This is a genomic window from Paenibacillus rigui (assembly GCF_002234615.1).
Classification (GTDB): domain Bacteria; phylum Bacillota; class Bacilli; order Paenibacillales; family NBRC-103111; genus Paenibacillus_S; species Paenibacillus_S rigui.
The window spans coordinates 36,838-53,552 of record NZ_NMQW01000004.1 but is presented as its reverse complement, the minus strand read 5'-3'; the positions used below and the strand labels follow the sequence as shown (position 1 = coordinate 53,552).

Here is a 16,715-nt window from a genome sequence, read left to right as displayed (position 1 = left end):
GTCATGATTCGAAAATGATGATTTCAACTATTTCATTGCTGTCATTATAATCGGATGTAAGCAAAGAAATCAATTTGAGGGGCGGATAACGGATGAAATCACTGCAGCACTCACCGGATCGTGAAGCAAGGTCTCCCTGGTCCAGACACAATGATAAACAGCGGGTGACACTAAGTCCTCCCCATGCCAGGGTAGAAGGGGTCATCCGGCTGGCAGGCAGCAAAAGCATGACCAACCGCGCGTTGATAATGGCGGCATTAGCGAAAGGAACCTCCACAATTGAAGGCATCCTGCAAAGCGACGATTCGTATTGGTGCATCGATTGCTTAACAAGGCTCGGCGTGAAAGTGATCCTTGAGGGGGCGACCGTTCTCGTTGAGGGCTGCGGCGGAAGCTGGCCGATCGCCTCGGGTGAATTGTACGTAGGAGCTGCAGGTACCGTTGCGCGCTTCTTGCCCGGCGCGCTGGCGGCAGGTGAAGGCAGCTGGACCTTGACAGGCAGCAGACGGATGGCAGAACGGCCGATGGCTCCCCTTTTGACGGCATTGTCTCATCTTGGTGTTCGGTTGGCATATGAACGTAAGGAGCTATGCCTGCCGTTCGTCTTGCAGTCGAGTGGGCTTCAAGGCGGAACCGTGTCGCTTCCGGGCTCCACCTCCAGCCAATTCATCAGCGGCGTTTTGTTATCCGCCCCCTATGCCAAAGCTCCGCTGAGCGTGCACATTGAAGGGGACGTGGTGCAGCGCGACTATGTGCAGATGACGCTCGATATGATGGGCATGTTCGGTGTGACGCCGACCGTTGCGGAAGGAGGGCAGCGCATCACCGTTCCGACAGGGGGGTATCAGGCGGGGACTATCCGGCTCGAGCCGGATGTTTCTGCGTGCTGTTACTTTTGGGCACTGGCGGCATTGACCGGAGGGAGGATTCGGATCGAAGGAATAAACCGTACCTCGACCTGCCAGCCTGATATCGAGCTGCTGGATGTGCTGGACCCCATGGGCAGTACCGTGATTCGTGGGGAGGACTTTGTCGAGGTAGCCGGCACTGGGCAGCTGAAGGGCGGCTTCCAGCTCAGCATGCAGCGGATGTCGGACCAGACCTTGACGATCGCCGCCATGGCTCCCTTCGCCGACGGGCCGATTACCTTGACGGATGCGGCTCATATTCGACACCACGAGTGCGACCGGATCGCAGCCGTCTGCAAGGAGCTACGCAAGCTTAACATTCAAGTAGAGGAGCATGCTGACGGCTTGACGGTGTATCCCGGCCGGCCCGAGCCGGCTGTGCTGGATTCCCATGACGATCACCGTATGGCTATGGCGCTATCCCTCATCGGTACGAAGGTTCAAGGGGTCCAAATCGCAGACCCCGGCTGTGTTTCCAAGACTTGTCCGGATTATTTTGAACGGTTGTCTGCTTTGGGCATAGGGGTGGCATACACGGAAGAGCCCGGATGAACGTGTTGAGGTCGGATGAACTGGCAGGAGTGGAACGAACTGGTGGGGAGCGGGTGAACTGTAGAGCTCCTCGGGAGTAGCAGGGGAAGCGAATGCAGCAAAGCCGAACTGGATAGGTGAATCTGCGTTCGCAAGTGACGTACACTGCGGTGTTATATCATGTACAAGGAGAGAGGGATAAGAGCATGGCTGGAAATACATTCGGAGACAGCTTCAAAATAACAACGTTCGGGGAATCGCATGGAGCGGCCATCGGTGTTATCGTGGATGGGGTGACGCCGGGAGTTGACATGGATGAGGAATACATTCAGCTTCAGATGGACCGCCGCAAGCCGGGGCAATCCTCGGTGACCACGCCGCGCAAGGAGAATGACCTTGTGCATATTGTATCAGGCATTTATGAGGGGCGGACAACCGGAACGCCGCTCTGCCTTATGCTGTACAATCAGGACATGAAGCCGGAGGCCTACCGGGACATTCAGCATTCTTTTCGCCCGGGGCATGCGGATTTTACTTATTTACAAAAGTACGGTATCCGGGATCATCGCGGGAGCGGGCGTGCCTCCGGAAGGGAAACTGCCGCAAGGGTAGCCGGAGGGGCCGTAGCCCGAAAGCTGCTGGAGAGACGAGGCGTCCAAGTGCTGGCCTACACCAAAGAAATTGGCGGGATCGCCTGCCGTACCTTTGATGAAGAAGCTATTGAGCACAATGCGGTTCGCGCCTGCGATCCTTCAGCGGCCGCTCAAATGATTCGGAAGGTTGAACAGCTGGCTGCTGCAGGCGACAGCTGCGGCGGGATTGTGGAGTGCCGTATCCGTGGAGTGGCACCGGGCCTTGGGGAGCCTGTGTTCGACAAGCTGGATGCTGAGCTGGCGAAGGCCATGCTGTCCATCGGTGCGGTCAAAGGCATTGAATTCGGCTCCGGCTTCGCCGCCGCTTCCATGCTCGGCAGTGAGAACAACGATGGAATGGATGCTGCCGGATTCGTAAGCAATCACTCCGGAGGTATTCTCGGAGGCATCAGTACAGGGCAGGACATTGTATTCCGGATTGCCGTCAAGCCGACCTCCTCCATCTCGCTTCCGCAGAGGACGGTCAATGTGCATGGGGATGAGCAGCAGATCCGAACGATCGGAAGGCACGATCCTTGCATTTGCCCGCGAATCGTACCGGTTGTCGAGGCGATGGCTTGCCTCGTGCTGGAGGATCAGTACAAGCGGCAGGCGGCGATGAGGGGTTAATCATCCCACAGCACATCTCCCGGCTCCGGCTCAATTTCAACAAAGCCTGCCAATTGGCGGGCTTGAAATCCGATGGGCTGATTGCCGGCGATCATAATCCGATTTTGCACGTCATGGGCATGCTCGGAGGGAAGTGCGAAAGCCTTAATATAGGGGAACACTTCGCTAAGCGTCGTATGAATGGCGCTGATCCGCCGGTCTTGTCCTCCTTTGCCCATCAGGTTCAGAAGGATATACCCGCAGGGGTACAGCTTTTCCCGCGCCATGTCAAAAAATTGCCGGGACACCAGGTGGACCGGAGTTCCCTTCTCGGTGAACGCATCGACAAGGATATAGTCGCAGGAGGCGGGCTTTTCCTGATGCAGCAGCTGGCGTCCGTCCCCGATCCTCACATTATCTCCACTGTATCCGAAGTACGTCCGGCTTAAGGACACGATGTTCTCATCCAGCTCCGCTACCTTCACGTTTTTTTTCGCAAAATACCCCGCTATCGTCCCGATACCGTGTCCGATAATGAACGCATCCTCGAACGAAGGAAGGTTGTATTCCATCAAGTGAATAAGGGCCCGTGGGTACTCGAACACAACGCGTTTCGGATCGTTCAGATCCATGGCGCCTTGTATGGCATCGTTCGCAAATTGCAGCACCCGGAAGCGCCCCTTTTCACCTTCAAATTCCGTTGTATCGTATATGCTGATGTGTTGATCCAGGCTGGATTGTTGAATAACGAGCTGCAAGTCATCGATCTCCTTCGGGGCATGCTTGGTGACAGTATACCATGCTCCCTGCCGTTGTTCCTATTCTTGGCGCACACACCTTACAATCAGGATACTTGTCCGCATTGTTAAAAGGACCGGGGATCGCCATGCTCCGATCCGTCTGCGCCGATGATGTGCCTGCCCTTCTTCATAGCAAGGAATAGCCGAATTGGCGAATTCGGAATCCGTACAGCTTGGGCTTCGATTCGCAGAAGCCGCACAACCAGACAAAACCCGGTGCCGTGGCACCGGGTTTTACTTCTATAATCCCATCCGCGTGAGCGCGCCCTCGAACGAAGTGTCGACCTTGTCGTCGCCGCACAGGTAACGCCAGAACTTGGCCGTTTGAATCTGATTCACGCGGGCTTCGTCACCGCACCAGGGATGGTACGCTTTTTTGAATACCTCGCGTACCTCTGGGCTATCGTAGTCGTCGGTATTGAACAGGCTGCGCTGCTCCTGGCCTGGACGAAGACGGAGCTTGAACACGTAGCGGGTCTCGTCTGTAAAGTTCGGCTGCGCACAGTGCCAGATGCCGTGGTGCAGGAAGCCGATGGAGCCTGCTTTGGAGACCAGGCGCTTTTGGCCGACAATATTTTTATAGCGTCCGATGCTGGCGTTGCTGACCTTGCGCAGGTGGGAGCCAGGGAGAACGAGGGTAGGACCCATTTCGTCCGGTGCATCGTGAGAGAAGTAGAAGGCTTGAATGTCGAAGCCGAACGGACGCGTGTCGATAACGGAGTCGGCATGATATATCTGGCCCTTAAGATGCTTGGCGCGGACAATGTGCATAAACGAATGGTCATAAATCGGCGAGCGGCCGACGAAGCTTTGGATGGCCCCCTTCACCTGAGGCAGCTCGAAAATGTCGCGGATCACTTTGGATTCATGCCAATATTGGCCGCCATGGCCTTTATATTCGCGCTGCTCCTTATAGGCGGCTTCGTTCAATTCCTGCGGCACGATTTCATCCAGCTTCAAAAAGCCGTTCACGGCAAACTCGGCCATTTGCTTCGCGGTCAGGAGATGATGCTTCTCTACGTTACTCATCCGATCGTCACCTTTCTTTCCAGAACATATTCATAGGGCAGGTGTCCCTGCTCATGCTCGAAGCCTGTACGGAAAATCGGAAGCGTCGGCAGCTGCATAACATTCCAGCCGTCGCGCATAGCGTCCAGCACCGAATCGTACGGCGGCTCGTTGGAATCGCCGGTGTTCATTTGCAGCTGCCCTTTGGGGATTGTGCTGTCGTATAGGGCCCAGGCAACAGTACGGGACTCCAGATCCGGCTCGCTCAGATGCAAAATTAAAATTTGCTGACGGGTTGTGCTCATGGGGGGTTCCCTCCTTAGAGTTTTGCGAAGCAAAACTTGCTTCGAAAGCGTGTGCTGAGTTTTTCGACCGTTCCTGCTATTCGCTTACATTGATTATTTTAGTATGCAAAACGACGGTTGGGGATGTATGATAGTAGCAAACTTTTGCACAATGCTAAGGTAATATCGGTTGGGTGGGGAGGAACTATGGACCAGGACAAATTACAGCTTCAGCTGATGCGAAGCTACTTGGAGAATACCCAGATCAATATGCAGATTGCCCATTACACGAAGGTTGGGGTCAATTGGCGTACGAACAATAGGATGCCGAATGAAAACCGACTTTATTTCATAAGGGAAGGCGAAGGCTGGATCCATATCCGGGGAAAGGACTACAGCCCCCGCAGGGGCCAGCTGTATTTATTGCCTGCGGGAATGAGGCTGTCCTACGCCCCGGTGGTGGAAAATCCCCTCGGCAAGTACTGGTGTCACTTCTCCGCAACGGTGGGGGACGTCAATCTGTTCCAAATGCTGGAGCTCCCGCACTGGATCGAGGTTCAGGATGAGCGCAAGCTGGAGCAGCAGTTCGAGGAGCTGATCGAGCTGAGCAGCGGCAGCCAGGTCACGGCGCCGCTTCGGATCAAGTCCATCCTGCTTGATATTATATCCGAATACATCGAGCAATCCGACGATCAGCTGCACTTGACCGCGATGTCGAGCACCTCGAAGATCAACAGCGTGCTGTCCTATATCGAACGGCATCTGGCGGAGCCGATGACCGTAGAGGAGCTGGCCAAGCTGGTTCATTTTCATCCCAACTACTTTCTGCACTACTTCAAAACGATGATGGGACTATCGCCTATTGTCTACATTAACAAGAAACGACTGGACAAAGCGCGGAGACTGCTGTCCACGACGGATATGTCGGTTTCGGCGATCGCCGATGAAATCGGACTGGAGCTGTACTATTTCTCAAGAATATTCAAGAAATCGGTCAACCTGTCTCCGACGGAATACCGTAAAGCCTCCGGAAAAGTGTATATTGACGGGGATGAGGTTTGGGTAGAGGGGGAGTAGGCGTAAAGGCTGGCCTCGGCATTTACGACAGATCGTTCTTGTCATGTCTGCATCCATAGGGGATGCAGGCCAATATGGCAATTTGATCAGACAAGGAGGATGCCATGAAAACTGCAAGAATGTTCTCCATACTTATCTATTTATTGAAGAAAAAATTAGTTTCTGCCGATGAACTGGCCAATGAATTTGAAGTAAGTAAAAGAACGATTTATAGAGATATGGATGCTCTATCAGCAATCGGAATCCCTATTATTTCTTACCTGGGGAAAAATGGCGGTTTTACATTAATAGATAACTATCAACTAGATAAATTTACATTTACCGAAGAGGAAAAGAAATTTTTATTAGAGGGTTTAACATTAAAAAGTGAGTTGTTTGATAACAATCAATTATCCGTGTTACAAAGAAAAATAGAGCTTTTGAAAGAAAATAAGGAAGAATTTCATTCTAATATTACAATAACTTCATCTACATTACACCGGGAATCGATAGAAGAAGAAACCAAATTGAAGATAAAAAAAGTACTCTCTATCATTGATGAGGGGCATAAAATTCGGATTCAGTATGTGTCACAAACAGCCAATATTTCGAGTAGAATCATTCAACCTTTAAAATTAAATTTTATGAATGGAAGCTGGTATTTGGAAGCCTTTTGCGAATCCAAAAAAGCTTTAAGACTATTTAAATTGACTAGGATAAGAAGCATGGAGGTCATAATTGACAGTACTCGAAATGTTTATACAGTGGAAAATGAGTACTTGACTCCTAAGTCCGTTCAAGTTGAGGAGATTATATTGCTGTTTTCCAAAGGTGAACTTGGTAAGCTATACGATTTTTTTACGGATGATGAAATATCCATTCTTGAAGATGGGAGTATAAGAGTAGCCTTTCATTATGACAGTGCTAAAAATATATTGCCATTTCTACTCATGTTTGGCAGGCATGTAAAGATATTATCCCCACTATGGCTTAAACATGAATATAGGAATGAAATTAAGTTTATTTATGAAAGCTGACAGACTGTTGTCATCATATGAATGTTATAGTTTCCATATTAAAACGAGTAGGAGGAAACATACATGCATGCAGCAGTAACCGAGAAGCTTATTTATGGTAAAAAAATAAGAACCAATAACCAAAATACAGACAAAATACTTAGTCTGTGGGAGGAATTTCTTCGCTTAAATGTAAAAGGGGATATCTATGCTGTTTATAATAATTATTCAAGCGATTATACAGGTGATTATGATTTGCATATTGGTTCTGAACAGAAATATATTGATGAAAGTAGTGTCCTCATTCCTGCAGGAAACTACCATATTGTGGAAGTTGATCCTGCCGACCCGCAGGGCGTTTTTCATGCTTGGGTGCAGATTTGGAAAAGTGATATGAGAAGAGCCTATAAAACTGATTTCGAATTTTATTCTAAAGATGGAACTATACAAATATTTCTATCCGTTTAATCAGAAGCATGCATGGGAAAAGATCTGCAACAGCTCTTTGTTGTGGGTCTTTTTCTGTCTTTAATACCAAATCATCTGGAGGAACACCCTCCGAAGACCTTACGAATGCCATGGCAGGCAGCTGTGGATATGCTGCTGCTGCATGTGATTAGCATCACATCAGACAGCAGCGTAAAGCTTTATGATTCAACTATGAAGGATGAAGGAAAGGAATTTCAGGATGATCGACAGGAACCGGAGGTTTGCCCGCAGAGCAGTCAAGGTCGAATATGCGCAGAGCCTGATCCTGCAGCATGTTCGGCAGTTGGACAGCGAGTATGTAACGATAGATTCATGTTTGCATAGAAGAATTTCAGAGCCGTTGTTCTCGAAAGAAGGCATGCCGCATTTTCGCCGGTCCGGTCTGGATGGGTATGCAGTGCTTGGCGAAGACGCTTCATTCGCGACTCCGCAACATCCCGCCTGCCTAAAGGTGATCGACGAGGTGCCTGCGGGAAGCGTTGCGAGTAAGCAAGTCATCGCTGGAACCGCGATCCGAGTCATGACAGGCTCAGCCGTCCCGGATGGAGCGAATGCTGTGGTCATGTTCGAGCAGACGGAGGAATTCGAAGCGGATGGACAAGTTTGGGTCCGTGTGAAGCACACGGTTGCTCAGGGACAGAATATTACGGGAATAGGGGACGAAATCACGCCAGGGCAGCTGCTCATGGGCAAAGGCACCCGGATCGGACCAGGCCAAATCGCACTTCTGGCTTCCCAAGGACATGCCCGGGTCCCTGTTATTCGCCGCCCGGTCGTCGGTATATTAACGACGGGAAGCGAGCTGGTTGCTGTAGGCGACCCGCTTCTGCCCGGGAAGATTCGCAATAGCAACGATTACATGCTTGCGGCCCAAATTGAACAATACGGCGGGCGCGCAATGAAATATGGAACGGCCCCGGATGACCTCGACGGTATCGCACGTACGATTCGAGCGGCCATACAGGAATGTGATATGCTCGTCGTCTCCGGAGGGGTCTCTGTCGGGGATTATGATATCATGGCCGACTTCTTTTCTTCGATGAACGGGGAAGGCATGGAAATGCTCTTCAATAAGATTGCGATGCGGCCAGGCAGTCCGACTACAGCCGGGTTTATCAACAAGAAGCTTGTATTCGGGCTATCCGGGAACCCAGGCGCCTGCTTCATTGGCTTTGAACTGCTGGTACGGCTTGCACTGCTGGCCATGCAAGGCATAGCCGACCCGTGTAGTCACTCTATCCAGGCGGTGATGGCGGAGGATTTCGGGAAAGGATGTCCGCATGACCGATATATAAGAGGGCGAATGAGCCATGCCCATCAGCAAGTGACGGTAACGGCGCTGGTGAAAAATAACTCAAGTATGCTGGTTTCGATCCAGGATGCGAACTGCCTCGTCCGGATTCCAGCGGGTTCGCGAGGCGTTGCTGCGGGTCAGCAGGTAGAGGTGATACCTCTTCCCTATGAAAGTACCCTATATTGAAAGTGGGACATCGGATGGAAAAACATGATGAGAATGCTCTCCCGATCCATGACGCGCTTGGCCGGCCGCTTCGAGACCTGCGCATCTCCGTTACAGACCGCTGCAATTTCAGATGCCGCTATTGCATGCCTGAAGAGGTGTTTGGCCCTGATTTTCGCTTTCTTCCGCAAGACAAGCTGCTGAGCCTTCCCGAATGGGAAAGGCTGACTCGAATATTTGTATCGCTTGGCGTTGAGAAAATACGAATTACGGGCGGCGAGCCGCTGTTAAAAAACAATATAGGCGAAATGATATCCCTGATCCGCCGGATAGAAGGCGTAAGGGATATTGCCGTGACGACCAATGGATCGCTGCTGAAGCAAAAGGCGAGGGAGTTGAAGGATGCCGGATTGGAACGCATCACGGTAAGTCTGGATAGCCTGGATGAGGAACGGTTTGGCGTTATGAACGGACGGAGATTTCCCGCCAAACGAGTGCTTGAGGGCATCGATGCAGCGGCTTCGGAAGGATTATCCGTGAAGGTGAATATGGTTGTCCAGAAGGGGGTTAACGACCAGGATGTTGTTCCCATGGCCAAATACTTCCGCGAGCGGGGGCACATCTTAAGATTCGTTGAATTTATGGATGTCGGAAACAGCAATGCCTGGAATTTGAAGCATGTTGTGCCGAGCAGGCAGATTATTGAACGCATTCATAAAGAGATGCCGCTGGAGCCTGTAGAATCGAATTATTTTGGCGAGGTGGCTACGCGTTACCGGTATCAGGGCTCCGAGGATGAAATCGGCTTGATCTCGTCCGTAACGCAGGCGTTTTGCGGCAGCTGTACACGAGCCAGGCTTTCTGCGGAAGGGCATTTGTACACCTGTTTGTTTGCCTCAACGAAGACGGATCTGCTCCATGTCATGAGGGAAGGCAAGAGCGACGACGAATTAAGATCCTTTATCGCCGACGTCTGGGGTAAACGCCAGGATCGGTATTCGGAAACGAGACTTACGCAACCGGCAGCTGCGCCGAAGGTGGAAATGTCTCATATCGGAGGCTAGTGTGATGCGCCGCACAGTAGGAATCGGGTGGAGGAGCTATACTTTAGACATTAGGAAATGAGGAGAACTTTGGTTTGGGGGGATTTCGGAATGGAGTTACATGCCTTAAGCTGCAGCTCTGGGCTCGCTTCATCAAACCCGGATGCCATTTTTTACGCGACGGACCGTTTACAGGAGGAACACGAGCAGTTGCGGCAGCAATTGCGGATTCTTGAAGTGAATGCCAAGGAAGTGATGCTGTTGGATGATGTCGGGAAATGTCTGCAGATTGTTCAGCAGCTCAAGATATGGACCGCTCAATTTGAGGAGAAGCTGGAGCAGCACTCCGAATGGGAGGAGCAGGAGCTGTTCCCTTTTCTGATGGCCTATTTCCATCGTCAACCGGTTCCGTCAATCAGGCCTTCTTTCTGGGTTTTGGAAAAGGATCATCAGTTAGGCGTTTCGTTTATCCAATCGTTCAACGAGGCGGTTCTGGATATGACGCCTGGTATTGTAAGGAAGAGGCTCGTGGAAGCGGCCTCATATCTTTTGCAGGGCTGCTTGATCATGAAGGATCATATCACGATGGAGGAGCAGCTGATCCTGCCCTTAACCGAAAGAGTGCTTACAGATCTGGACTACTTTTTCTCCTAGGCATGAGCATATAAAGCTGGATAGAGCCTCCGATCACAATGACGAGTTGTGGAACGGAGGTTTTTGGTGTTTCCGATTGCGGCTGCGGGTTCAACGAGAACCATTTTGACAAATGTGATGACCATCACAAACGGCGCCACACCGCTCAGGTATAGTGGATATCGGATAGAAACACTGAGGACCAGGGAGGGCTTTGACATGGAGATCAATATTCAATTGACGGACCGTGTAGGAGATATTGTCATGAACTATCCCCGAACAGCGGAGGTATTTAAAGAATACCGCATTGATTTTTGCTGCGGGGGCAATAAAGCGCTTCTTCAAGTCATTCGCGACCAGGCCATTGAGGGGGAGGCGCTGTTACAAAGTCTTAGCAATGCAGCCGTATCCCCCGCAGCGGAGGCAATAAACTGGAATGAACGAAGTTCAAGTCAATTAATCGATTATATTGTTCGTACCCATCACGGGTATGTAAGGTCGGAACTGCCGCCGTTAAACGAATACGTGAAAAAGGTGGCCCGCGTCCACGGTTCGCATCATCCTGAGCTCATCCAGGTGCAGCAATGGTTCGAAGCCTTGCGAAGGGAGATGGAGCATCATATGGAAAAGGAAGAACGCGAGGCCTTCCCCGCTGTCATTGCTTATGAGAAGGACCCGACGGAAGAGAAGAAAGAACGTCTGTCAGCCGTTCTGAACACGCTGGAGCGCGAGCATGAAGGCTCAGGCCATTTATTAAAGCAAATCCGTGGGGTTACACACGATTACAAGCTGCCGGACGATGCCTGCACAACGTTCAGGCTCACTTATTTGAAGCTGGAGGCATTGGAGGCCGACATGTTCCAGCATATCCATCTGGAAAATAATATCCTTTTCCAACGCGCTTAAGCGAACGGTTAATGACGGCGGTTTACAAAGGGGGAAGTGATCTATGCTCAGGCTTCCGCTGTTATTCATCGTGACGGGGATTCTCAGCTTTCTGGGCTTCCACGTACTGTCTTTGTTTTCACTCGGAGCATGGATAGGAGAACCGCTGAGAAATCCGGAGGGCTGGTTCCGAATCCATTTGATGGTATTGGGCTGGGGAACGATGATCGCCATGGGGGCCGTATACCAGCTGATGGATGTCGTCTTGCAGCGCAAGCTGTACAGCCGTAAGCTGGGCTATCTGCATTATGTGTGCTTCGTCGGCGGTTCGTCTATATTGTTAGCCGGTTTTTACCGTTCGGAGGTGAGCCTGATTGCCGCGGGGGGGATGCTGGCTTGGGCGGGCATCTGCTTATTCGCCTGGAATATCGGGCAGACGATGCGCCTTGCCGCACAGTGGAATGCGGTTACGATCAGCACGGCCTGTGCCGTAGGTTATCTCGTGCTAACGGGATTTTTGGGTTTGATGATGGGGATCGACTTCGTTCATCCCATCTGGGGCGGGATTCACGATCGCCTGCTCTCGGCCCATATCTGGATGGGGGCGATCGGATGGTTCGGCTTGCTCATCACGGGCTTCAGCTACAAAATGCTTCCCATGTTTTACTTGTCCCATGGGGAATCGGCCCAGCATCCGCCAGCCATCGTCCTGCTGTGGAACCTGGCGACGCTCCTCGGGGCGCTTCAATTTTTGCTGGGGGGCGGGGCATTCTTGAACGGAGTCGCGATCCTTCTGCTGCTTGCGGCACTCCTCTTGTACGAGATTCATATGAGAGAGATACGGAAGCATCGGCATAAAAGCAATCCGGGCTCCGGGATCCTTTGGACGATCTACTGCACACGGGGCCTCACTGCCTATGCTGTTGTCCTTCTAGGTCTCGTGTTCGTTCTTCCGGGGCTATTCGCTCATGAGAAGCTTGTTATCTTGTCAGGATGGCTGTATTTATACGGGTGGGTGGCAATGACGATACTTGGCTATTTATCGAAAATCATCCCTTTCCTGTGGTGGACACATAAATATGGACCAAGGTCAGGAAAGGAGAAGGTTCCCGTGATGAACGATCTCATTCATGACCGGTATGTAGAGTATGGGATGGCCGGGATGTGCGGCAGTATTCTACTGATTTTGCTGGGCATAGGTGTGGGCGGCATGGCCTTCGTCTGGATCGGCGGATGCCTGCTGTCGGTATGCTCGTTACTTTATATGGGGCTCATCGTCCGTGTGTTCATACGCTGAAGCATGGATGACAGGGCTGGCGCGCTATTCGGCATTCCTGGGGATCAGCATGGTCCCGGGGAATGCCTTCTTTTATTTGTCTAAACGATGACAACTGAAAAAGATGTGTGTAGGATCACATTTTTCAAGGCAGCTGAAATATTATAGTGGATACAAGATGAACGAAGGAGAGGTGGCTTTCAATATTTGGCGCAAAGTGACTTATCTCACAGAGTGCAGCAGTCAAAGCATGATTTAATACAAACACAAGAGATCGATTAGTGAAGGGGCAATGATAGACATGGATCGAGCATTCGCGTCAAAATTCGCCAAAAGTATTTTTATCACCGTTTGTGGGCTGGTCCTTCTGATGGGAATCGGATCACGGCTGTTTACCCACATTGACTTGGCTCTATACGGATATATGGTAGGTACGGTTGTCTTCATCTGCGGGTTCTTTTACCGCTTTATTGCTTGGGGAGAACGGCCGCCGACCAAAATTATTTTGAAGAAGGGCCTCAAGCTTCTATTTCGAAAAAGCACCCCCCAAACAACGACGGAGCACCTGCTCACCTACCGTTTTATTTGGAACCGCGGATGGTACCGCTGGACACAGCACGTTCTTCTTGGCTGGGGCTGCATCTTATCAGCCTTCGTGACATTCCCTCTGGTGTTCGGCTGGATGTACTTTACGATGGGGGAAAATGGAACCTACACCGTTGTAGGCTTCGGTATCGATATCATGAAGATTAAGGCCGACGGACTTCTGGGGTTTCTGTTCTACAACGCGTTGAATATTACAGCCTTTATGGTAATCGGCGGCGTATGCATGGCATTGTACCGCCGGATCAAAAATATGCAGGCCCGTGCCGAGCAAACGGTAATATATGATTTTCTTCCCCTGTATATGCTGTTGTTTGTGAGCTTGACAGGCTTGCTTCTAACGTTCTGCAACATATTCCTCCATGGCTACGGGCATTCCGTCGTGACATTAGTGCATCAATGGTCTGTGATCGTGACTTTAATCTATATCCCCTTTGGAAAATTAGCACACATTCCCTTCCGCCCGATGAGCGTTTTTGCCCGAAATTATCGGGAGCATTACGCAGAGCAAGCAACGAAGAGCTGCAAGGTCTGCGGAAATGGCTTCGTATCGGTAGAGCAATCCAATGATGTTATTGCTGTGCTGAAGGTCAATGAGATTGAATTTAAAACCGAAGAGGGCTTTCACTTGGCTGAGCTTTGTCTGCCCTGCCGCCGGAAATACAGAATGTCCCGCTTTACCGGGATACCGACCCATCAGATTCGCGTCAAGGAGGCCAATCAGAATGCCAAGGGATAAGTTCTTTAAGCATATCGCCAATAAGCAGCATCCGAACGAAACGTTAGTGCCAACGCATTGCTCCTACTGTGGTATGCAGTGCGGCATGAACCTCCGGGTGGATAAAGCTTCCAACAAAATTATCGGTGTTGAGCCGCGGTACGACTGGCCGGTCACCCTGGGGAAAATGTGCCCGAAGGGCGTAACCGCCTATCAGCAAACGAATCACGACGACCGGCTGCTGCGGCCTTTGATCCGTGACGATGCCTCGCTCAAAGGGACGAAGGAAGGCTTCCGCGAAGCCAGCTGGGACGAAGCCTATGCGCTCATTGTGAGAAGATTTCAAGAGCTGCAGGCCAAGTACGGCAAGGACTCGCTTTCCGTATTCAGCGGAGTATCCATGACCAATGAAAAGTGCTATCTGACCGGTAAATTCGCCCGGGTTGCGCTGCAAACTCGTTATATTGATTATAATGGCCGGTTCTGTATGTCGAGTGCGGCTGCCGGGTTTCTGCGCAGCTTTGGCGTCGACCGGGGCTCCACCCTGCCTTGGACGGACCTTCATGAGACGGACTGCTTATTCATCGCCGGCAGCAATACGGCCGAATGTCACCCGACGTCGATGTTTCGGGTATGGGAAGTGCAGAACCGCGGCGGCTATTTGATCGTGGCCGATCCCCGGGAAACGCCGATCGCCCGCCGTGCGGACATTCATCTCGATCTGCGTCCCGGAACGGATTTGGCGCTCGCGAACTGTATGATTAATCTGTTGATTCAAAATGGCCACGTGGATGAAGCATTTGTCGCCAATCACACCAACGGCTTCGATGAGATGAAAGAGGTTGTGAAGGAATTCACACCTGAATATACAAGCGAGATTACAGGCGTTGCCCCTGAGAAGCTCATTCGCGCTGCGGAGATTTATGGCAAAGCGCCTAACGCTATCGTCATGTTTGCCCGCGGTATCGAGCAGCAGATTAAAGGCGCCGATAACGTTTCGGCTTACACGAATATGTGCCTGGTCACAGGTAAAATCGGCCGTCCCAAGTCGGGCGTGGCTACCTTTACAGGGCAAGGCAACGGTCAAGGCGGAAGGGAGCACGGACAGAAATCCGACTTGCTGCCTGGTTATCGCAAGCTGACCAATCCCAAGCATGTCGAGGAAGTATGCAAGGTGTGGGGAATCACCCCTGAAGAGATGCCTCAGCCGGGGGTCTCGGCCTACGAAATGTTTGAGCTGATGGAGCAGAAAACCATTCGCGGCCTGTACCTGCTTTGCTCGAACCCGGCTGTATCCGCGCCGAACCAGAATTTTGTCCGTGCTGCGCTCCGCCATCTCGACTTTATGGTGTGCTCCGACATTTATTTGTCAGAGTCCGCTGAATTTGCCGATGTGGTGCTGCCTTCTGTCACCTGGTCGGAGGACGAAGGCACTGTAACGAATCTGGAAGGGCGTATTATCAAGATCAATAAAGCGCAGGAGCCGGTTGGCGAGTCGAAGCCCGACTGGCTGATCGAGGTAGAGCTGGCTGAAAGGCTGGGCAGAGGGAAATATTTCAGCCACCTGAAGACTGCCAGAGATGTCGCGGATGAATTCCGGCTTGCTTCCAAAGGCGGGTATGCCGACTACTACGGCGCAACCTGGGAAAAGATCGAGAAGCAGGACGGCGTCTTCTGGCCATGCCGCAATGAAGAGGACACGGGGACGCCGCATATGTTCCTGGATCATCAGTTCTATCATCCGGATGGCAAAGCCAAGCTGTGCGCGCTTCCCTACAGACCGCCGGCCGAGGAGCCTTGCGAGCAATTTCCGCTGCGCCTGACAACCGGCCGTGTCGTATACCATTACTTATCGGGGAACCAGACGAGAAGAATTCCTTTCCTGCGGGATATGTGTCCGGAGCCTTATGTGGAGGTACATCCGGAAACGGCACAGCAGTACAATATCTCGCATGACGAAGTGGTCAGACTGTTTACACGCCGGGGCGAAGCCTTTTATAAAGTGAAAATCATTGAAGCGATCCGCAAGGATACGGTCTTTGTGCCCTATCATTTTGGGCATGAGCAATCGATTAATCTGCTAACCATTCCGGCGCTTGATCCGATGTCCAGAATGCCTGAGTTTAAAGCCTGTGCTGCGCAAATCGAAAAGCAACCGGAGACGGAGAGGGTGAGCATCCGATGAAACAACATTTGTATATTGAAATGGATAACTGCATCGGCTGTCGAAGCTGCCTGGCTGCTTGTACGCAGTGCGGGGGACACGATGAGAGAAACCGCAATTATGTATATGACGTGAACCCGCTGGTCACGCGTCAGACGATCCCGTTAATGTGTCTGCATTGTGTCAATCCGGCGTGCGCCAGAAGCTGTCCCGCACAGGCGATTCAGATTACGGAAGAGGGTGCGGTGCTGTCGGCGTTGGTTGAGAAATGCATCGGCTGCCAGAACTGCACGATTGCTTGCCCCTACGGAATCCCTAAATTTGATGAAGAGCAGAACTTAATGTACAAATGCGATCTTTGCTATGACCGAACCAAAGAAGGCATCCCGCCGATGTGCGCTTCGGTTTGCCCTACCAATACCCTCCAGTGGTTGTCGGAGGAAGAGCTGGCCGCGAAGAAGGAGCAGCATAAATTAGGCAAATGGACGGCTAGCCATCAGCCTTACGACCCGCTTGAAGGGGAAACGAATGTCAAGATCAGCCTTCCAGGCATTCTTCAAGGGAAACAAAAATTGTTCTAATTTACTTTGGATGGGGTGAG

Annotated in this window: 16 protein-coding genes; 13 read left to right on the top strand and 3 right to left on the bottom strand. The window is 51.4% G+C overall.

The features are described 5' to 3' along the window. The first annotated feature begins 92 nt into the window (after positions 1-92). Both aroA and aroC read left to right on the top strand, forming a co-directional pair. Positions 93-1,460 carry a 3-phosphoshikimate 1-carboxyvinyltransferase gene (gene aroA / locus CF651_RS04415; protein WP_094013650.1) on the top strand — a complete coding sequence of 456 codons (1,368 nt, stop codon included), beginning with the start codon at positions 93-95 and terminating at the stop codon, positions 1,458-1,460. A gap of 185 nt (positions 1,461-1,645) precedes the next feature. Next, positions 1,646-2,701 (top strand): chorismate synthase, encoded by a 1,056-nt coding sequence (aroC, locus tag CF651_RS04410; RefSeq protein WP_094013649.1) that lies wholly within the window; start codon positions 1,646-1,648, stop codon positions 2,699-2,701. Here aroC and CF651_RS04405 read toward each other — a convergent pair. From CF651_RS04405 to CF651_RS04395, 3 genes are all read right to left on the bottom strand, one after another. Then, a complete protein-coding gene (locus CF651_RS04405) occupies positions 2,698-3,438 on the bottom strand; it encodes a spermidine synthase (RefSeq protein ID WP_094013648.1) in 741 nt (246 codons plus the stop codon). The two genes, aroC and CF651_RS04405, sit on opposite strands and share 4 nt — an antisense overlap. A 282-nt stretch (positions 3,439-3,720) precedes the next feature. Further along, entirely contained in the window at positions 3,721-4,509 is a 789-nt protein-coding gene (locus CF651_RS04400) for a phytanoyl-CoA dioxygenase family protein (protein WP_094013647.1), read from the bottom strand. Then, positions 4,506-4,793 carry a hypothetical protein gene (locus CF651_RS04395; RefSeq protein WP_094013646.1) on the bottom strand — a complete coding sequence of 96 codons (288 nt, stop codon included), beginning with the start codon at positions 4,791-4,793 and terminating at the stop codon, positions 4,506-4,508. The genes CF651_RS04400 and CF651_RS04395 overlap by 4 nt, the downstream gene beginning before the upstream one ends. Before the next feature lie 186 nt (positions 4,794-4,979). On the opposite strand from CF651_RS04395, the gene CF651_RS04390 reads away from it, so the two are divergent. From CF651_RS04390 to CF651_RS04340, 11 genes are all read left to right on the top strand, one after another. Beyond that, positions 4,980-5,849, top strand: coding sequence for a helix-turn-helix domain-containing protein (locus CF651_RS04390; protein ID WP_094013645.1), 870 nt, complete (start codon positions 4,980-4,982; stop codon positions 5,847-5,849). Between the two features lie 104 nt (positions 5,850-5,953). Continuing rightward, positions 5,954-6,865: a helix-turn-helix transcriptional regulator gene (locus tag CF651_RS04385; RefSeq protein ID WP_094013644.1), complete on the top strand. Its 912-nt coding sequence runs from the start codon at positions 5,954-5,956 to the stop codon at positions 6,863-6,865. A gap of 63 nt (positions 6,866-6,928) precedes the next feature. After that, positions 6,929-7,312, top strand: a complete 384-nt coding sequence (locus tag CF651_RS04380) for a GyrI-like domain-containing protein (RefSeq protein ID WP_094013643.1) — start codon at positions 6,929-6,931, stop codon at positions 7,310-7,312. Positions 7,313-7,532: 220 nt separating this feature from the next. Beyond that, positions 7,533-8,813: a molybdopterin molybdotransferase MoeA gene (locus tag CF651_RS04375; RefSeq protein ID WP_179232679.1), complete on the top strand. Its 1,281-nt coding sequence runs from the start codon at positions 7,533-7,535 to the stop codon at positions 8,811-8,813. Between the two features lie 14 nt (positions 8,814-8,827). Next, positions 8,828-9,856 carry a GTP 3',8-cyclase MoaA gene (gene moaA / locus CF651_RS04370; RefSeq protein WP_094013641.1) on the top strand — a complete coding sequence of 343 codons (1,029 nt, stop codon included), beginning with the start codon at positions 8,828-8,830 and terminating at the stop codon, positions 9,854-9,856. 90 nt (positions 9,857-9,946) lie between these two features. Then, entirely contained in the window at positions 9,947-10,489 is a 543-nt protein-coding gene (locus CF651_RS04365) for a hemerythrin domain-containing protein (RefSeq protein ID WP_179232678.1), read from the top strand. Between the two features lie 198 nt (positions 10,490-10,687). Further along, positions 10,688-11,374, top strand: coding sequence for an iron-sulfur cluster repair di-iron protein (ric, locus tag CF651_RS04360; RefSeq protein ID WP_094013639.1), 687 nt, complete (start codon positions 10,688-10,690; stop codon positions 11,372-11,374). A 43-nt stretch (positions 11,375-11,417) separates the two neighbouring features. Continuing rightward, complete coding sequence (locus CF651_RS04355; RefSeq protein WP_094013638.1) at positions 11,418-12,650, top strand: hypothetical protein; 1,233 nt, start codon at positions 11,418-11,420, stop codon at positions 12,648-12,650. A gap of 280 nt (positions 12,651-12,930) precedes the next feature. Beyond that, on the top strand, positions 12,931-13,971 hold the full coding sequence (locus CF651_RS04350) for a hypothetical protein (protein WP_094013637.1): 1,041 nt from the start codon (positions 12,931-12,933) through the stop codon (positions 13,969-13,971). Beyond that, complete coding sequence (locus tag CF651_RS04345; RefSeq protein ID WP_094013636.1) at positions 13,958-16,135, top strand: molybdopterin oxidoreductase family protein; 2,178 nt, start codon at positions 13,958-13,960, stop codon at positions 16,133-16,135. The genes CF651_RS04350 and CF651_RS04345 overlap by 14 nt, the downstream gene beginning before the upstream one ends. Next, the gene (locus tag CF651_RS04340; RefSeq protein WP_094013635.1) at positions 16,132-16,695 is read left to right on the top strand and encodes a 4Fe-4S dicluster domain-containing protein; all 564 of its coding nucleotides are present in this window, start codon (positions 16,132-16,134) and stop codon (positions 16,693-16,695) included. Before CF651_RS04345 ends, CF651_RS04340 begins: the two co-directional genes overlap by 4 nt. Positions 16,696-16,715 lie beyond the last annotated feature (20 nt).